Consider the following 17,804-nt stretch of genomic DNA (forward strand, 5'->3'; position numbering starts at 1 on the left):
CTCGGCCCTGCCGGACGACGCGTTCAGGGCATGGACCGCGTCGCTTGCGGACGGCGCGGTGGTTGCCTTTAGGCGTTGCTCAGGAGATGGATGACATTCTCGCTCGGCGGATGGCCGGGCCACTGGATGATCGCATCCTTGACGGAGGGCCGCGCGAAGAGCCGATTGGCATAGGCCTCGACACGGGGCTTGCCTGCACCGTCTTTCCAGAAACCCGAATAGCCGAGCCAGAGGAAGCGGTAGAGACTGACGGCCCAGAACAGGTCGGCGAGCGTGAAGCGGTCGCCGAACAGCCAAGGTCCGGTGGACGCCCCGAGGTCGCGATCGAGATCGGTAACCAGCTGCTCCGCCTTCGAGATGGCGGTCCGCATTTGCGGCTCGTTGATGACGAACGAGGCGGCGGCTTCCTCCTTCACAATCTTGTGTTGGTAGGCTTCGAGGAGAAGCGGGTCGCCGTCCGCGAGCGGGATATTGCGGCGCACGGCGTCGATCTTGTGTGCGTGGATGCCGGGCATGACCGCCTGCATGCTTTCGGGCCGACGATCACCGTCCGGATCGGCGCCGTAGAGCAGGGCTACATGGGGCGTCGTGTCAGCGAGCTGGACCTGCTTGAGCACAGCCTCCCGTATGTCGGCGGGCAGAAGATCGGTACCGCCGGACAAGGCGTCGCAGAGGTAGAGGCAGATTGCCTTGGAATCGGCGAGGATCCGGCCGGTCTCATGGTCGACGAGGGTCGGTACGACGAGCGGGTCGAACCCTTCGGAATCAACAGACGACTGCCCAGTGAACGAGCTGACAGGACGGTGCTTGGCTGCGGCTTCCGATCGCAACCGCAGCCGGACATATTGCGGACAATAATTCTCACTCTGCGGGGGAAGGATCGTCAACTCGTTGGAGCCGAAGGTCACGCCCTTCTCCATTAGGGTGCCGCGCACCTTTTGCGAGCAGACTGAGAACACGAAGTGGAACAGTTCGAACCGCGGTTCGACCGTCGCTTCGCGGCGAAGGAGGCTCGGTGACTGTCGATCCGGGCTAATCAGAGTCGATTGCTCAGGCTTGATAACCTCTTCACGGACTTTCCTCGCCAGGGTTTCTGTATCAGCGCTCATATTTTTATGATCCTTTTGCCTGGAACTGAGACGTTCGGGGATTTTTGCGGGCTAAATCGTCATGTAGAATGAGTGTGTTCCGCCGGCGGCCGGATGGCTGGTGAACTTTCCCGGCGCTCCTGCCCCACGCAGCGCGCAAGGCCGGTAAGCAGCGGCAGTGCAACATAGGTCGCGGCGGGCACGACAAGCCCCACGACCAAGAAGGAGCGCAGCAAAACGGGAAGATGGGCAATGGTGTCGCCCAAGAGAATGTTGACGAGGGCCACTAGCGGCGCGAGCGTGGTGATCAGCAGCAACACTCTGAGATGGCGTGTGCGGAGCGAAGGTTGGGGCGCAGCGCTCACCCCTTCCTTATTCAGACTTTGATGCGCTGCGTCTTGTCTCTCGACGTTCGCCCCTTGCCAGGGGTATCGCCGATCGAACCCGCCCATCCGCCATTCAAGAATGTCGATGCTTTGACGTGCCCCGGACACGGTCATGGGGTCTTCGGCGATGAAGGCCCGGGCTGCGTTCCAATCGTCGACATCAACGAGATATGTCGATCCGACCAAATCGCCGCCTTCGGCGAAGGTGGTCCCCACTGCCAAAATGCTTGCGGTGTGCGACGCAAGATAGGCGCGGTGTGCCGGTATGGCTGCTGTGCGCTCTGCCAGCTTTTCAGGCGAGATGGTGGTTATGACGGAGAACAGCATGGGACGTTCAATCCGTCAGACTTGGCGTGCTTTGCGGCACGAGCGGCTGATGTCGCGGCCCGCGCGTAGGGACCGGCGGGTTCAGCTCGAAGCGTGCGATCAGGGTGTCTCGCAACAACGCGATCTCGTCCGCCCCAATTCCATGGTCCTTGATCGGTTGAATATACTCGCCGACATCAGCACCAGAGAGTCTAAAGCGCTCAGCTGTCTCCCGCACATGCTCTGCCTTGACCCAATCGTCGTTCAGACCACCTGTGAATATCGCCTTGAGACCGGTAAACCGAGGCTCAACTGGCGCGGTTGGGAGCTCAAAACCCGGGAGGCTTCCGGTCAGCGAGCCCAGGAACCCCATTTTCGCAGCGCCGCACCACATGAAGTGACTGGCGAGGCAGGCACCCTGGCTGAAGCCGACTATGCCCTGACGGTCTAGCGCGACCCAGGCTGCTTCCAGCCGCGAGGAGATCTCAGCCAAGGCGGTGCAGGCGTCAGCCACAGACCTGTCGCCGTCTGGATCGAACCCGTCATATTTGGGCGAGTACCACGCCCCGGCGGGCGCTTGCAGGGCAAGCCAGGCGACAGAGGGCAGATCGAGCTGTCTCGCAAGTTCCAGCATCGCTTGCGCACGCTGGCCACGGCCGTGCAGAAGAATGATCGCAGCATTTGCCTGTTCGACAGGCGGGCCGGTCACGATTGTCCCATAGGGTCCTTCAGGGGAAAACGTCATCGCGGCGCTCCAGCAATATGGCGGCATAGCCGGTCCGCAAAGGCGACAGGATGCTGCATCGCGACCTGGTGCGCGGCACCCGTCACAACTTCGAATGCGGCACCTGGAATGAGAGCGGCGGTCGCGCGGACCGCCTCCGGTGGCACGGCGGCATCGTTCGCACCGGCTATGACGAGCGTTGGCGTTTCGACCTGCGGAAGAAGGCTTCTCGCGTCATGGCCCTTGATCGCTGCGACAGCGCCGGTGAATCCGGCAACTGTCGTGGCCAAGATCATCGACTCAGCAAGATCCAGCAGACCTTGGTCGACCGCTCCGGAAAACCATGCCGGATACACGATCGGCACCTGCGTAATGAGCCCGCCGCTGCGCACTGCGGCCACCCGCTTGTCCCAGATCGGCCAAGCTGGCTCTGGAACGAGAGAACCTGCTGCCACGAGTGTCAGCGAGATAAGCCGGTGTCCCGCCGTGGCGCCAAGATATTGCGCGACCATCGACCCGACCGACGTGCCAACAAGATGAACTCTTGCAAACGCGAGGTTATCCATTACATTAAGCACGTCGGCCGCCAGTTCGGCTAGACTGTAGTCGCCGGCACTCGGCGAACTCGTTCCATGACCCCGCAGGTCCATCGTGATCGCATATACCCCTGAAGGTAAACGACCGGCCACGTCATTCCAGGACCGCCAGTCGGCCAGCAGGGAAGAAAGGAGCAGGATCGGCTCACCGCTCGGCAAGCCAGTGGTATGAACACCGATCCGCGCACCATTTCGGCTATTGACTGCCCGATGTCGCCACATTCTCTTCACCCAGCCTGCGGAGTCATCCTTGCGATCAAATGACGATCGGATCGTTCATCGTCCGGAGGAGCTCGTCCTTTACACCTTCGAGCTGCGGCGCGACCTTGACCTCGCTGCCGAGCTTCTCGGGGCTCTCGTCATGGGTGAAACCAAGCGTGACCGAGGCTTCGAACAACACGCCGCCCGGCGTACGAACGTAGATCGATTCGAAGTAGCCGCGGTGCTTGCGATCTGAGAAATCGGTGTAGCCGAGGCCTTCCACGTCAAATTTGAGCGCGGCCTGCACGTCGAGGTCGGCGACTTCAAACGCGGCGTGATGAACTTGGCCTTCGCCAAGCGCCCAGGTGCCGGGCCTTTCGTCCTCATCGATATAGACGTCTAGCACCTTGGCCGCACCGCCATTGCCGAAAGCGTAGCGCTGGTAATTGCCGTCGCGTCCCTGGGGCTTCAGGTTCCAGGCATTGCGCATGAAGGAGTCCATCTCCTCATTGCGATTTAGGGTGGCCGTCCAGCTGTGAAAGCCCCGCAGCGCGACCTCCTTGGGCACATAGGGAGAGTCCCAGGGCTCGAACTGGCCGTCCGTGTCCTGCTCGATGATTTCGAAGCCGACACCGCAGTCGGGGTGCTCGAACGACAGATATTTCTGCCCGAACCGCTCACGCACTTCCGAGACGGTCACAGCGCGCTTTATGAGATGCTCCTGCCACCAGGAAAGCGTACCGACGGGTGCGTTATAGGAAACCGCCGATATCTGCCCTGCACCACGCTTTCCGGTGTAGCCAGCCTGGCGAACGGGGAAAGTGGTGTACAGCGTGCCCGGTTCGCCAAGCTCATTGCCGAAATACAGATGATAGACCGGCCGTGCGCCGTCGTAGAACATCGTCTTCTTGACGAGCCGCTGTCCCAGCGTCTTGACGAGAAGATCCACGTCGCCTTGCGCGGATCCGGTCGCGACGGTGATGTGATGAAGTCCTTCGACGCGTTCGGGCAGTTGCATCATGATCGCTCTCCACTATTTTCTGCGATTGCGGATCGTCTCTTCAAACCTGCACAACGATCGCTGCTGCAGCCTGTTTGAGGGATCAGGGAGTATTTGACAATTGGCGGACCTTCATAGATACAATTCAGATTGTGAATATAGATGACCTGGATTTTCGGCACTTGGTGCTTTTGGATGCGCTGTTAAAGCGGCACAGCGTCAGCGCCGCTGCACGAGAACTCGACCTACCGCAGCCCACCGCCAGCCATGGGCTGGCGCGCCTGCGCAAAGCATTGGGCGACCCGCTTCTCGTCCGGGCGCGCGACGGCATGGAGCCGACACCACGTGCCGAGGCGATCGCCGGGGTTGTTCAGCAACTGCTGGAACTGCGTCGCGACCTGGCTGAAGGCGGGCAGACATTCTCACCTGACCGTCTCAAGCGCGAATTCATCATTGCCGGATCGGACATCGCCCATCTTGTCGTTTTGACGGCGTTGCATTCGGCGGCGCGGTTCGAGGCACCACACACCAGCTACCGCGCACTCACGCTGAGCGGCGATGAAATGGTGAGCGCGCTCGAGACCGGGCATGTCGATATCGCCGTCGGCGCCTATCCGAGCCTTGTTGCCGGCATCAAGACGCAACGGCTCTACCAGGAGGAATATCTGTGCTTCGGAAAGGAAGGTCATCCGTTCATCAAGTCCGGTGAGACCGATGACTTCATGGCCGCAGATCATATCGTGGTCAGCACCAAGGGTATGGCCCATGCCCATCGTGCCGTCGAACGCGCTCTCCTCGACAAGATCCATCCCGATCGGATCAGGATCGTCGCGAGCAGCTTTCTCGTGGCGTTGGCAGCTTGCTTCGAGTCGGACCTTATTCTTACCGCTCCGGCTCGCGTGATTGGTCGGCTCGCCGAGGTCTACGGACTCCGGGCCGTGCGGCCGCCAATTCTTATGGAAGCATTTGAGGTCAGGCAATATTGGCATGCGAGGAACCAAGACGACCCGCCTCACCGCTGGTTGCGACGGCTCTGTTGCAAAGATTGGCGGCAGTCAGAGGTAGGCTGTCGCTCTGCGCCGATCAGGCGGCTGCTGCGAAATGGTGGTTGAGCATGCCCATGGCCTCCGTCAGCGCCGAGGGCCCAATGCCAAAAGCTCTCTCCACAAGGCGCACCTCGCCCCTGATGCCGGGCTGCAGGCACCAGGGGCGAGCCTGTCCTTTGCGCAGGGCTCGCATGACTTCGAATCCCTTGATCGTGGCATAGGCCGTGGGGATCGATTTGAAACCGCGCACCGGCTTGATCAGTATCTTGAGCTTTCCGTGATCGGCCTCGATCACGTTATTGAGATACTTCACCTGCCGGTGGGCCGTCTCCCGGTCCAGCTTTCCTTCGCGCTTCAATTCGGTGATCGCTGCACCATAGCTCGGCGCTTTGTCGGTATTGAGCGTGGCAGGCTTTTCCCAGTGCTTCAGGCCTCGCAGGGCCTTGCCCAGGAACCGCTTCGCTGCCTTGGCGCTGCGGGTCGGCGACAGGTAGAAATCGATCGTGTCGCCCCGCTTGTCGACTGCCCGGTACAGGTAGGTCCACTTGCCCCGCACCTTGACGTAGGTTTCATCCAGGCGCCAGCTCGGATCAAAGCCACGCCGCCAGAACCAGCGCAGCCGCTTCTCCATCTCCGGGGCGTAGCACTGGACCCAGCGATAGATCGTCGTATGGTCGACCGAAATGCCGCGTTCCGCCAGCATTTCCTCAAGGTCGCGATAGCTGATCGGATAGCGACAATACCAGCGCACCGCCCACAGGATCACATCACCCTGGAAATGGCGCCACTTGAAATCCGTCATCGTTCCGTCCGTCCAATCTCCGCCAAGCATGCTCAAGCTTCACGATTTTTGCAACAGAGCCCCTGATAATCTCCTTGCCCATACGTCCCCGGTAGGCTGGGAGCACATTGCTTTCTCCGGCGATTTCCTCTGGGATAGAGCCGCCGCTTCCGCTGGCCGCAAGGCTCTCAATCTACCCCCGGATAGCCGCGCAGCCTAAGCGTTCGCTGATTGTTCGTCCTGAGCGTTGTTTGGCGTACCTTCCACGCTATGTCCTCAGATCGCCAGCGGTAGCAGCTGCCACCGCTCTACCTTCCGTCAGTTTTGAGCCTGTCACGATCTACGGACAGCTGGGGTAGCACCGGATACTTTAAGGCTTCACGCTCCCGCGCCCGACCTTCATCTATCCCGTATGATGTGCCAATCATCAAACCTACGAAGAACACGGGGATCATGAGCAGGAGCATCGAGCCGAAGCGTGTTCTACGGCGAGAGCTTTGGATCGCGAGCGCATCACGTTGCAGCTTGAGGGCTGTTATGATCGTCTCGGTAGCAAGGGTGATTTCATGGGCGTCGTCGCCCACATTTGTAAGCAATTGCTCAACGTCCGTCAGAGGGCGGTCCACCTGTTTACCCACTTCGCTTAGATCAGACCAAGCGAGGTTTCTGGAATGAATCACGCGAAGCAAGGTTTCAATGTGACGATCGAGATCTGACACGTCTCTCGATGCCACTGGACCAGGCCGGGGAATGTTCATTGTGCGGCTCCCATTTCCAAAAGGCATGAGCATGCATCTAGCGCGAGCGGGACGGCTTTCTCTCCTGCTGGCGAAGCGTCAAATCTTCGCGGGCTATGCGGGTAGCCTCATTCTGGCGCTGTTGCTCGAAACGTGCCGCAGGAATCGGTCCGCCGTTCTCAATCCGCTTGGCAACCGTTTCCTTCGCGTTCTCGATGTAGCGCGCCTGATCCTCCTTTTTGGGAAAGCGCGTCTTAGCTTCGATTGAGGCCGCAAGGACGTGCGATTGCGCGGCCTTGAATTGCGGATCGGTAGCATTCTCGCGGTGGGAGTTGCGGCGGAATTGTTCGGCCGCCGCGCGAGACTCGGTAGGGTCTTGCTTTGCCATGCTCGCTCTTTTCGTAGGGTCTTGAGCTTCACGCGCCTTGTCACGCGCCCCCAATCTCTCTCCCTCAAGCTTCAGCTGGGGAGAAGGCTCGAAGTCTTTGACGGCGACACCGGCGCGGGCGGCTTCCAGATAGACCGCCTTCTTGAAATCATCGCTGCCATGAACACGGATTGACTGCCAGCCATTGTGTTTCGCAATGGCGACCGCATCGCCAATCGCATGGTCCTTGTTGATCCGGATGCCATCTTGTCCCTTGATCGACATATCGGGCTTTTCATCGCGGCCGCTCCGAAACAGATCGTCGCCTACGCGCAGATATTTGCGTTCGAGCTGCGCCGGCAGGGCCAAGGTTGTATCCTCGACCTTCTTGCCTTGGTTCGCCGTCTTCGACGGGGCGTCGGCGCGGGAGGGCGCAGGGTCTGATTTTTCCGCCTTCGACCGTTCGCCCTCAACAATATTCAGCGCTTTGTCGGCCGGGGCCGATTGCGCCGCTTCGCGCTTTACCGTCCGAGGCCAAGCTTCAACATCGGCCAGTGCGGCGCGCTCGCGGGGCTCCAATTCAGCGGCAGGCGCCCCGCGTTTTACGGCGCCATGATATTCCTTAATAGCAGGGCTTAAGTATTGCCCCACCGGCGTTGAACCATCGTTCTGCCAGTCCGTGGATGCTAGCCAAGCAGTTTTGCCACCTTTCTGCATCGTCAGCGAATGATCGCCATTGTCCGCCTTGACGTAAGCCTGCATCGCATCGGGAAGAGTAGCGAATGACTGTTTGGTGTTCCCCGGTCCGCCGCGAACTTCGAAAGGGCGCGGCTCAGCTGGATCGCGCTGGCTCGTGTCATCATCGGCCATATTCTTCTCCTTCACTTAGAACTAGATCCCGGCGCTGGCCTTCCCACTCCTCTTTCGTCGGGTCGGGACCAATAATGTCGTCGAAGTCGATTTCATCGAAAGCCATGCTGCCGTCCTTCACTGTCAGGTTCGGCATGTCGCGATCGAGGGCGAGAACGTCTTCGGGAATGTCCTGCACCTGGTCATCGGCCAGTGCGGAATAATCGTTGAAAGCCGCCATCTCTTCATCGCTCAGATCATCGACGGCCGCGATCGGCGCGACAGGCTTTGGCAGCGCCGGCACTTTCGGCGCGGGCGTCAAGCGCGAGCGGAACACGGCATCCTTGAAGTAGCGGATTTTCTTCCCGCGAATGACGGGAATACCGCCCCGGATGACGAGAATATCGTCTTCGGGCAGCTGCATCAGCTCTTGAGGGAGCATCAGTGCGCGCCGCTGTTCAGAGATTGTCTTGCTTCGATTGGCGAGCAATCCATGTATCGTCAGGGACCGGCTTTCCGCATCCTGACCGAGATAGCCGAGGCGTTCGGACAGTTCCTTTGCGACCCGCAGCTCCTTGGGCGTGAAGGCGATTTCGACCCCGCAGTTTGATACGATTTCGTCAGCGCCATGCTCACCATAGACATTCCGCAGCTGGGAGCGGGACTGGATGACGGGAAGCAGACGAAGCCCATAGCCGCGCACATAGGAGAACGCATTCGCAATGACCTGGGCGCGGCCGAGCCGCGCAAATTCGTCCAGAATGAGCAGCACGGACAGCTTTTCGCTGTCGTCGGGCAGTTGCCGCGTGTTGAGGTCGATCAGCTGTTGGAAAAACAGATTGTAGAGCGGCGCGACCCTATCGAGTTCATCCGGCGAAACGCCGAGATAGATCGAGGTCGGGATGCGGCGAAGGTCCGTCAGGGAAAAGTCGCTTTCGGCCGTCGCGCGATCGACAATCGGATTGATCCAGAGATTGAGCTTGGAGGTGACGGTCTGGATAATGCCGGTGAATGTGTTGTCAGCGCTGGACGTAAAATCGCTCAACGCGGCGCGGCACCCTTCCGATAGCGCACCATCGCCGGCTTCCTTGGCGAAGAATGCCTTCATCCCTGGCATCGTGATGGTCCGGTAGATCTCGCCGAACGAGAAGGGACGTTCCGGCTTGGCCGCGATCCACGATGCAATGCCGACAAATGCCGTGCGGGCTGATTCCGTCCAGAACGCCTCGCCCTTTTCCGGGGGCACGAAGAGCATCGTGGCGATCTTCTGCAATTCGACCAGGACCTCAATCGGGTCGGACCTGTTGATGTAGCTGAGCGGGTTGTAGCGGGCCGTGCGGCCTTCCCTGTCCGTAGGATTGAACAGGACAACCTTTTGGCCGCCTTTGCGGCGGAAACCCGCCGTGATTTCGAAGTTCTCACGCTTAATATCGAGCACGACAACCGAATCCGGCCATTGCAACAGATTGGGAATAACGATGCCGACGCCCTTGCCCGATCCGGTAGGGGCTTCGAGCAATACATGCTCCATCTTACCCACCATGAGAAAGCCGTTGCGGAAAAAGCCATTGCGGACGCGGCCGAGCACAATGCCCTTTTTCGCGCGAAGGCCCGCCTTGCGGATTTCACCTTCGCGCGCGAAACGAGCTTCACCGTGGAGGTTCTTTTTCGGCCGCAGGACGATCGCCATGAGCAATACCGGCAGCGGCACGCCTATGACCGCGCCTCGCCAAAGCGCTTCGGTCACGACAGGATCATGCCGGTAATACCAGAAGAAGCCGGGGAGCGTCAGCGGATCATAAGCCGCGGCGGGCATTTTGAGGAAGAACCACGCCACCGTGCCGGTCAGCAGGCCGATCAGCAGGAGCGTGATCGGAAGGAGGACAAGGGCCAGTGCGAGCCGGTTAGAGCCTGTTTTCTGGATCAAAATATATCTCCGTCACGCGAAAGCGGCCTTCGACCTTCTTGGTCTGCACGACCACATCAACCAGCAGCTTGAGCAGGCTGCGAATGTCGTCACGGGCCAGATCGGCGCCGCCCTCGCTTTCCTTGACCAGCAATGTCAGCTGCTCGAACGCGAGTTCGGCCGAGTCCGCATGGATCGTCGTGATCGAGCCAGGATGACCCGAGTTGACGTTGCGGAGATAGAAGAACGCGGTGCCGTCGCGCAGTTCCTGCAACAGTATCCGGTCAGGCCGCATACGCAGGGCCGATTCCAGAAGATCCTTTGCAGAGATTTTCGCGGTGCCCTGCTTGTCCTTCGCGTAGAGCATGTGGACCACGTTACGATGCGGAACCACCAGCTCGCGCGTGTCTTCGATCGTCAGCAGCCGCTCATGCGGCGGAATAAGCTGGATCAGCCCCTTAGAGAGCGTCGTCTTTCCCGAGCCGGTAGCGCCAGAAATCAGGATATTCTTGCGGCCCTGGACTGCCTTTTGGAAAAATTCAACGTGCTTTCCTGCGTCGAGCAGATCGCGCAATTCAACATCGAGCGGCGAGACTTGCCGGGTTGCGATCTTTGTCTCGCTAAACAGCCCACCGCGCTCGAAATCCTCCATCGTCAACGTCACCGATGATGGCTTGCGGATCGTGATGGACACTGTGCCGGCAGGGACAGCAGGCGGCACTACCAGCTGCACACGCTCGCCGCTGGGGAGGATTGTGGAGCAGATCGGCGTGGACTGGCTTATGTCCTGATGGGTGAAAGCCGCCGCTGCCCGCGCGAGCGCGAGCAGCGACTTTTCATTGAGGTCGGGTAATGTCTCCCAGGACCACCCATCGCGCGTTTCAATCGCAGCCTCGCCAGCCTTATTAATCACCAGCTCCGTTACGTCCTCACGCGCGAGCAGAGGGCGCAGCGGCAGCAAGGCGTTTTCGAGGACAGCCGTATTGCTCATTGGCCGCGCCGAAGCCGCAGGCCGTAGATGTTGGAGAAATCGAAGTCGCGCGCGACCATGATCCCCACTTCCGCGCCCTGATTGATACGAAGCACCGGTTGAATCTGCATCGTATCCCGCAAGATCGTGTCTGACGCCTGGCTGGGAACCCGCGTGACGTTATCCGCGTCGGAAACTTCCGAGGCGGCGATCGAGGCGGCATCGTTGAGGGAGCTGAACAACAGCGCCGCCCCGAAGCGTTCCCAAAAGAAGTTCTTCACGCCGCCTGCCATGCCCGAACGGCCAAGCGCGTCGCTGGCGGGCGAACCCACGTCGATCGCCACGCCGCGAGGCGTGACGGCGCGGTTCCATACCGCAAAGAGACGATATTTCCCGCGCTGGACGCCGGTTTGATATTCGCCCAGGACGCGGGTTCCCTTTTCCAGCAGAACGACGCGGCCGTTGTCCGAATAAATGTCGCGGGGAATGATGCAGCTGACATATCCGGGCTGACTGGAATCCATCGCGGTTTGCAGAACGCATGGAATGAACGACCCCGCGAGGATCAGCATATCGCGGTTGCCAATGTCGCGGCCTGACACCCGATCAATTTGCGAGGTCTGGCGCATGTTTTCGAGATTGGTCCGGCGCGATCCACCTTGCCCATCGCTATCGGCCGACGCACCAATCAACTGCGCGCCCTGTGCTCCTGTGCCGCCTCCCATGGGCAGGCCGGTGGCAGCTGCCACCGCTCCACCGACCCCGCCGCCGTTTTCGCCACCATAAGCCATGATCCCGGCGCGGCGTTGGGCCTCTGCGATGACTTGCCCTTCAGACTTTTGGGGGCGGCCGCTTGCCCCGGCTGTGCGGGGCGCTTGGCTTCCATCAAGGGCTGGCACTTCCGTCATGGGCACCGGCGCGTTCGGATCGTTTGGCGCATCGGCAAGCGTTGGCGCTATGATCGACTTGGGATCGTAGTTGGCGAGCTGCCTTTCATCCGGCTTTTCGGCTTTCTCGGCTTTTTCGGTTGGATCGCTCCGCATCGCGTCGATTGTGCTGAAACCGAGCACGATCGCGCCGCAGGCGACCGCAGCGAGAACGACCGCCTTTTTGGGGTCGATCGACCTGTTCGGAAGAGCGGCAATCTTCGCCTGGCGCTCGCTTTGCCGCTCAATGTCTTCCGGATCGGGCACCGGCTCTGACGCAAGGGGCCGGTTTTCGACCGTCTCGCCCTGCGAAATGATGTTGTCGCCATGCGGCGGATTGTCATGATCGTTCGCAGCCATCTTACTCAACCCCTGTGGTTCGCTCGACCAGCCCCGAGGCCGTGTCAGTTTTGGGATCGCGCCCGTAGTAATCAGTCTTCTGATTGTGGATGCAGAGCACTTCGAGGCCCCGGCGCAGCCGGATCGTTCTGTAGACCCCGTGCAGCACCACATATTCATCGCGCACATCGAAGGAGGCGATGGCTTCCGATCCATCAGGATTGACGATGAAGAACGCCGGCAACTCACGCTGGTTGGGGAAGCGCATCACCGTGAACTGTCCATTGTCAGACACTTCGGAGGGCTGGATGGCCGTCGATCCTTGCATGATGTAATCGGCGTTGCGCGTGCCTTCCAGCACGCCAATATCGAGCGCCGACTTCACCGCGCCGCGCTCCAAGGCTTTCAGCTGGGCGAGCTGGGCCATTGCGGCTTGCGCCTGCGCTTCGGCCGCTTCCTGTTCAGGATAGCGGAAAACGACCGTATAGAAGCCGCTGCCCCGCTGCGTTGGCGACAGAGCGAACCGATAGCTGCGCGGGCCATAGCGCGAACGTGTAATGACTGTCAGGTTCGTGCGACCCGCTCGCTCGCGTGGTTTGATGAAGAGCGAATTGGCAGCCGGTGCGACTTCCCAGGACACGGTATCACCCAGCGCCACATGCTCGACTACTTCATCCTTGGCGAAGACGATTTCCGTGGCGATGCGGAACACGCCCGGAATCTCATAGACTTGCCGATCATTGTAGTTCGCTTCACGAACCCGGTGATCGAGCACCGTCGCATGGGGCGTTTCTTCGGCCATCGCCGGCGACGCAGCCAGCGCGATCGCGAGCGCAAACGGGGCGCTCCACTTCAACACGGTCATTGGGGCACCTCCACGTCAGCGCGATAGCTCTCGACCTGATAGCCAAGCGGATTCTTGAAGCGGTCCACTTCCTTGCTCGGCGTGCCATCGACCTTATATTTGATGGTCGCGACGGCATCGGTTTTGGTCGAGTTCGAGCCGGTCACAGATTCCTTGGTGAAATAGACCTGCGCGACGTTGCCGCCCAGGAACGACACCCGCTTGATTTCGACAAAAACATCAGTGCGGTTCGCAAGGATGTTTTGCGGACTTTGGGGATTGTCGGTCTTGTAGAAGCGTGACCACCGATCCTGTTCGGGCCGCGCCGACATGACCATGACCGCATCGAAATATTCTTCGCGAGCGGCCGCTATCCAGCCTTCGCGATAGCGGACATAGGTGGCGAGGAAATACTTACGGACCGCCTCGTCATAGGTGATCGTCGCGTCACCGTGGAGCTTGGCGGCGATCGACGCCTCGCCCGTGTTACGGTCCACCGTGATAACATATGGCTCGACCGTTTTCAGGGGCGTCAGGGCTGCAACGGCCACAACGCCAGCAGTCGCCAGGGCGCCAGCAACGCCAGCGACGACCCACGCCAGCTTTTTGGAGCGCTCGGCCGCCGCAAGCTTGTCTCGTTCCCAGCTTGCAGCCTCTTCAAAATAGGCTTTCAGCTCGTCCTTTGGAATACCAACTGCCATCGTAACACCTCAGCAATTCGAGTAGATCGGGCCGCGCAGCGAGGCGCTTAGGCGCGGCACTTCGACCGCGCGCGATGCGTCCGACTGTTCATTGCCCGGAGTGGCAGGGTCCGCCGGGGCCACGTCCGGCGTTGCCGGTGCGCCCTGATTGAACACGTCCACATTTGCCGGGGCGGTTCGCTGTGCGGCCTGGTCCGGGATCGAGGGAAGGGTAAGCCCATGCGGATTTGCGGGCCGCATCGGCCCCTCGCATTTGGCTGGCTTTTTGACGGGCTGACCGGCGCAGGCCGCCAGCGCCAGGCAGATTCCGAGTCCAAGCAACTTGCGCATATTCGTTCCCTCAAGCTCTGGTGATTGTGTTTCGGTTGCGCCAACGGCGAACCGCCGACGAGAAGCCCCGTCCCATGCTGGCCCCCATGGCGCGGGCATCGCTGGCGGCGTGCCCTGCGCCCGTTGCCACAGCCCCGCCACCGCTCATCACGGCATTACCGAACTGCGAAACCATCGCAGCCGCACCGCCGCCCAGCGAGGCCGCAATTCCGGGAATTTGTAGGAAGAAGAAGCAGGCGAGGACGTAGAAGGCGATGATGCGAACGCATGTGTCCCAAACGTGCTCAAACTGACCGTCGAAGGATGCTGTTGCGGATTCTGCGACGTTGGCGACGACAAGCACCAGCAACAGCGCGAACAAAGACAGCATCAAGAAGTTGAGGACGCTACCGAGCCACGAGAAGAAGTAGCTTCTGGTGGAATCGAACAGCAGCGCACCGACGAATATCGGACCAACCACCGCCAGACAGGCCAGCGCGAACAGCGCATAGAGCACGATCACAAAGCCCACCGCGAGCGCGAACAACGCGGCTACAGCGGTTAGCAAGATGATTATGGTTGCGCCGATGCACAGGATGATCGCAGTCGCTGCCCCCTGCAAATCCCACATGCTGGCGTTCTGCTCAGCATATTCTTTGGTGGCATCCTGCATCCCTATCAGGGCAACATCGACGCGAGCCCACATCGTATCAAACGACCCACCGACGCCATTTGGCGAGCCTCCGATGATTGAGGCAAACTCATTAGGCAGCCCTGTCACGATCATTTGTGCAATTGATGCCCCGTAAAGGCTTGTCACAGCCCAATAGGCCCAGTCGGCCCCAAGCTGCGATTTTGGCCAAGTCGGAGAACGTTTTGGGAACGTGGCATTCGGTATTGACGATGGAAATCATAGAAGAGGACAGTTCGCTCCATCATAGGGAGTGGGTTGATGGATCGGAGTATTCCGGGCGGGGATTTGATCGGACGATGGAGCCTGAGCTTTGCCGATATTGATTTTGTAAATTCGAAGCCGGCCCTGACGCGCCTTGGCCTCGCCGCGCAGCTGAAATTCTTCGCTTCCCTGGGGTTTTTCGCGATCGATCCCGGCTCAATCCCTACCGATGGCCTCTCGTATCTGGCCGAGCAACTCGGTGTCGAGGCTGGCGAGATAGCCGGTTATGACTTTTCCAGTCGGACAGCACGACGGCATTGTGCGGAGATCCTGATCCATCTTGGATATCACCGCATGAAGCGGGTGGATCGCGCGCAATTGACGGAATGGATTGCTGGCGAGCTGTGCCCGGGCGGCCAGTCGATCAATGCCATGCTTGAGCATGTTTTCCTGTGGTGCCGGGACCGGCGTATTTATGGGCCGTCGCGCAAGGAGCTTGAACGTGTCGTTCGCTCACAACGGCAAGATTATCTGGACACCTGGCTGATCGGAGCCAGTGATCGGCTTTCGTCAGATGCGGTGGCGTTATTGGAAGCCTCGCTTGCCGATCCGGACAGCTCGACCGGATTCAACAGGATGAAGGGTGACGCCGGACAGGCAACGCTCGACAACATTCTCGACGTGACCGAGAAACTCGCCTTTATCCAGAGACTTGATCTTCCCCATGATCTCCTGACGGCTACGGGCAAGCCATGGGTCGATCAGATTGTTCGCCGCGTTGCCGGTGAAAAGGCCTCGGAGATGCGCCGGCATGCGCCGGCGCGACAGCTCGGCCTTTATGCGATTTATCTAATGTCGCGGGAGGCGCAACTCACTGACGCGATGATCGACCTGCTGATCGAAACCGTTCACAAGATCGGAACGCGCTCGAAACGCAAGGTGGTGGGCGATATCGCGAAAGACATCGAGCGGGTCTATGGAAAGGAGCGCCTGCTGGTCGAGATCGCCAGCGCCTCGATCAATGAACCATCGGGGCGCATCTGCGATGTCATTTTCCCGATCGCCGGTAAGGCCAAGCTGGCGGCGATCGTCAAGGAGAGCCATGCGAAGGGCGCTCTGGACCGGCGCATCTACAAGGTGATGCGTGGTTCCTGGGCCAATCATTACCGGCGCATGCTGCCAAGCCTGCTTTCCGTACTTGAGTTCCGGTCGAACAACGCGGTGTGGCGGCCGGTCCTGGCGGCCCTCGACTGGATCAGGAGCAAGGTGGATGGCGGATGCCGCTTCGTGCCATTGCAGGATGTTCCGATCGATGAGGTGATTCCAGCGCGATGGCGCAGTTCCGTCATTGATGACGATGGGCGGGTAAACCGGATCAGCTATGAGCTTTGCGTCCTGACGCAACTGCGCGACCGCATCCGCTCCAAAGAAATCTGGGTGGTCGGGGCGGATCGCTATCGCAATCCCGATGACGATCTTCCCAAGGACTTCGAGATCAGGCGAGATGCGTACTATTCCGGCCTCAGCCTGACGCCAGATGCGCAGGCGTTTTGCGCCTCGATCCGGGAGGAGCTTGAACGGGAACTGTTGCTCCTCAATGCCAATATTCCACAAAACGACAAGGTCCGGCTCCTGTGGCGCGGCGACAACCGGATATCGATTACACCGTTCAAGCCCTTGCCCGAACCGAAGGGTCTCGCTTCGATCAAAAGCGAGATCGGTCAGCGCTGGCCGATGACCGGACTGCTGGACGTGTTGAAAGAGGCTGCTCTGGACACGGGATTGATGGATGCTTTCGAAACGTCGGCCTCGCGGGTTACCCTGTCGAAAGCAGCCTTGGCTCAGCGTCTTTTGCTGTGTCTCTATGGCTTGGGCACGAACGCCGGGCTCAAGCGGGTCGCTGGCGCAACACCCGATGTCAGTTACGAGGAATTGCTGCATGTCCATCGCCGTTTCATCCACGCGCCAGCGCTGAGGGAGGCGTGCGCGCGGGTAGCAAACGCGACACTGGCAATCCGCAATGCCGCAGTATGGGGAGATGCGGGCACGGCATGCGCGTCCGATTCAACGAAGTTCGGCGCGTGGGACCGCAACCTGATGACGGAATGGCACGCCCGCTATGGCGGCCGTGGCGTCATGATCTACTGGCATGTGGAGAAGCGCGCGACCTGCGTTTATTCCCAGCTCAAGCGGTGCTCTTCCTCGGAGGTCGCCTCCATGATCGAAGGCGTGCTACGCCATTGCACCGACATGGAAATCCAGCGCCAGTACGTCGATAGCCACGGCCAGAGCGCAGTCGGCTTTGCGTTCTGCCGACTCCTTGGATTTGAGCTTGCCCCGCGGCTGAAAGCAGTGGCACGCCAGAAACTGGCCCTTCCCCAAGCCGGCATGCGCACGCGGCTTTCCAATTTACTGCCGATCCTCTCCAGCCCGATCGACTGGGACGAGATCGAGCAACAATATGACGAAATGGTCAAATATGCCGCTGCCATGCAATCGCGCACCGCCGATCCGGAAGCGATCCTGCTCCGGTTTGCCAGAGCCGAAGTGATGCACCCGACCTACAAGGCGCTGAGTGAACTCGGCCGCGCGGTCAAAACAATCTTCCTATGCCGGTATTTGCGTCAGGAGGCATTCCGCCGCGAGATCCACGAAGGGCTGAATGTGGTTGAGAACTGGAACGGCGCTAATGGTTTCGTGTTCTTCGGCAAGGGCGGCGAGATCGCCACCAACCGCATCCATGAGCAGGAAATCTCCGTTCTGGCGCTACACCTCCTGCAAGCGTCGCTGGTGTATGTGAACACCCGCATGCTTCAGACCGTACTGGTTGAGC

General features: G+C 60.1%; 17 protein-coding genes. 2 read left to right on the forward strand and 15 right to left on the reverse strand.

Translation table 11 applies throughout. The features are described from left to right. Positions 1-68: 68 nt before the first annotated feature. The 5 genes from linD to linE are packed head-to-tail and all read right to left on the reverse strand — an operon-like array spanning position 69 to position 4,322. Positions 69-1,109: a 2,5-dichlorohydroquinone reductive dechlorinase gene (linD, locus tag L286_RS27670; protein WP_031293069.1), complete on the reverse strand. Its 1,041-nt coding sequence runs from the start codon at positions 1,107-1,109 to the stop codon at positions 69-71. A gap of 59 nt (positions 1,110-1,168) precedes the next feature. Then, positions 1,169-1,801: a YciI family protein gene (locus tag L286_RS27675; RefSeq protein WP_007686013.1), complete on the reverse strand. Its 633-nt coding sequence runs from the start codon at positions 1,799-1,801 to the stop codon at positions 1,169-1,171. Between the two features lie 7 nt (positions 1,802-1,808). Further along, complete coding sequence (locus tag L286_RS27680; protein ID WP_007686010.1) at positions 1,809-2,525, reverse strand: alpha/beta hydrolase; 717 nt, start codon at positions 2,523-2,525, stop codon at positions 1,809-1,811. Then, complete coding sequence (locus L286_RS0124190) at positions 2,522-3,322, reverse strand: alpha/beta fold hydrolase (protein WP_218847786.1); 801 nt, start codon at positions 3,320-3,322, stop codon at positions 2,522-2,524. Before L286_RS0124190 ends, L286_RS27680 begins: the two co-directional genes overlap by 4 nt. A gap of 34 nt (positions 3,323-3,356) precedes the next feature. Then, complete coding sequence (gene linE / locus L286_RS27685) at positions 3,357-4,322, reverse strand: chlorohydroquinone/hydroquinone 1,2-dioxygenase (RefSeq protein ID WP_007686007.1); 966 nt, start codon at positions 4,320-4,322, stop codon at positions 3,357-3,359. A 164-nt stretch (positions 4,323-4,486) separates the two neighbouring features. Here linE and L286_RS27690 point away from each other — a divergent pair, with 164 nt between their 5' ends. Further along, complete coding sequence (locus L286_RS27690) at positions 4,487-5,413, forward strand: LysR family transcriptional regulator (RefSeq protein WP_238559292.1); 927 nt, start codon at positions 4,487-4,489, stop codon at positions 5,411-5,413. Here the strand turns inward: L286_RS27690 and L286_RS27695 are convergent. From L286_RS27695 to L286_RS27730, 10 genes are all read right to left on the reverse strand, one after another. Beyond that, complete coding sequence (locus tag L286_RS27695; protein WP_001389365.1) at positions 5,385-6,149, reverse strand: IS6-like element IS6100 family transposase; 765 nt, start codon at positions 6,147-6,149, stop codon at positions 5,385-5,387. The two genes, L286_RS27690 and L286_RS27695, sit on opposite strands and share 29 nt — an antisense overlap. Before the next feature lie 287 nt (positions 6,150-6,436). After that, positions 6,437-6,886, reverse strand: a complete 450-nt coding sequence (locus L286_RS0124195) for a hypothetical protein (protein WP_031293104.1) — start codon at positions 6,884-6,886, stop codon at positions 6,437-6,439. A gap of 37 nt (positions 6,887-6,923) precedes the next feature. Then, entirely contained in the window at positions 6,924-8,102 is a 1,179-nt protein-coding gene (locus L286_RS0124200) for an LPD7 domain-containing protein (RefSeq protein WP_031293106.1), read from the reverse strand. Next, a complete protein-coding gene (locus tag L286_RS27700; RefSeq protein WP_021223054.1) occupies positions 8,092-10,008 on the reverse strand; it encodes a type IV secretory system conjugative DNA transfer family protein in 1,917 nt (638 codons plus the stop codon). The genes L286_RS0124200 and L286_RS27700 overlap by 11 nt, the downstream gene beginning before the upstream one ends. Next, positions 9,986-10,978, reverse strand: a complete 993-nt coding sequence (gene virB11, locus L286_RS27705) for a P-type DNA transfer ATPase VirB11 (protein ID WP_011627746.1) — start codon at positions 10,976-10,978, stop codon at positions 9,986-9,988. The genes L286_RS27700 and virB11 overlap by 23 nt, the downstream gene beginning before the upstream one ends. Beyond that, positions 10,975-12,243 (reverse strand): type IV secretion system protein VirB10, encoded by a 1,269-nt coding sequence (virB10, locus tag L286_RS27710; protein ID WP_021223055.1) that lies wholly within the window; start codon positions 12,241-12,243, stop codon positions 10,975-10,977. The genes virB11 and virB10 overlap by 4 nt, the downstream gene beginning before the upstream one ends. A gap of 1 nt (position 12,244) precedes the next feature. Continuing rightward, entirely contained in the window at positions 12,245-13,087 is an 843-nt protein-coding gene (locus tag L286_RS27715) for a TrbG/VirB9 family P-type conjugative transfer protein (protein ID WP_021223056.1), read from the reverse strand. Further along, positions 13,084-13,767 carry a virB8 family protein gene (locus L286_RS27720; protein WP_004213217.1) on the reverse strand — a complete coding sequence of 228 codons (684 nt, stop codon included), beginning with the start codon at positions 13,765-13,767 and terminating at the stop codon, positions 13,084-13,086. The genes L286_RS27715 and L286_RS27720 overlap by 4 nt, the downstream gene beginning before the upstream one ends. 9 nt (positions 13,768-13,776) lie before the next feature. Further along, on the reverse strand, positions 13,777-14,097 hold the full coding sequence (locus tag L286_RS27725; RefSeq protein ID WP_021223057.1) for a hypothetical protein: 321 nt from the start codon (positions 14,095-14,097) through the stop codon (positions 13,777-13,779). Between the two features lie 10 nt (positions 14,098-14,107). Continuing rightward, positions 14,108-14,896: a type IV secretion system protein gene (locus tag L286_RS27730; RefSeq protein ID WP_338010810.1), complete on the reverse strand. Its 789-nt coding sequence runs from the start codon at positions 14,894-14,896 to the stop codon at positions 14,108-14,110. Positions 14,897-15,028: 132 nt separating this feature from the next. On the opposite strand from L286_RS27730, the gene L286_RS27735 reads away from it, so the two are divergent. Continuing rightward, a partial coding sequence (locus tag L286_RS27735; RefSeq protein WP_031293089.1) for a Tn3 family transposase occupies positions 15,029-17,804 on the forward strand: 2,776 nt, incomplete at its 3' end.

Source organism: Sphingobium sp. HDIP04 (assembly GCF_000445085.1).
GTDB lineage: Bacteria > Pseudomonadota > Alphaproteobacteria > Sphingomonadales > Sphingomonadaceae > Sphingobium > Sphingobium indicum.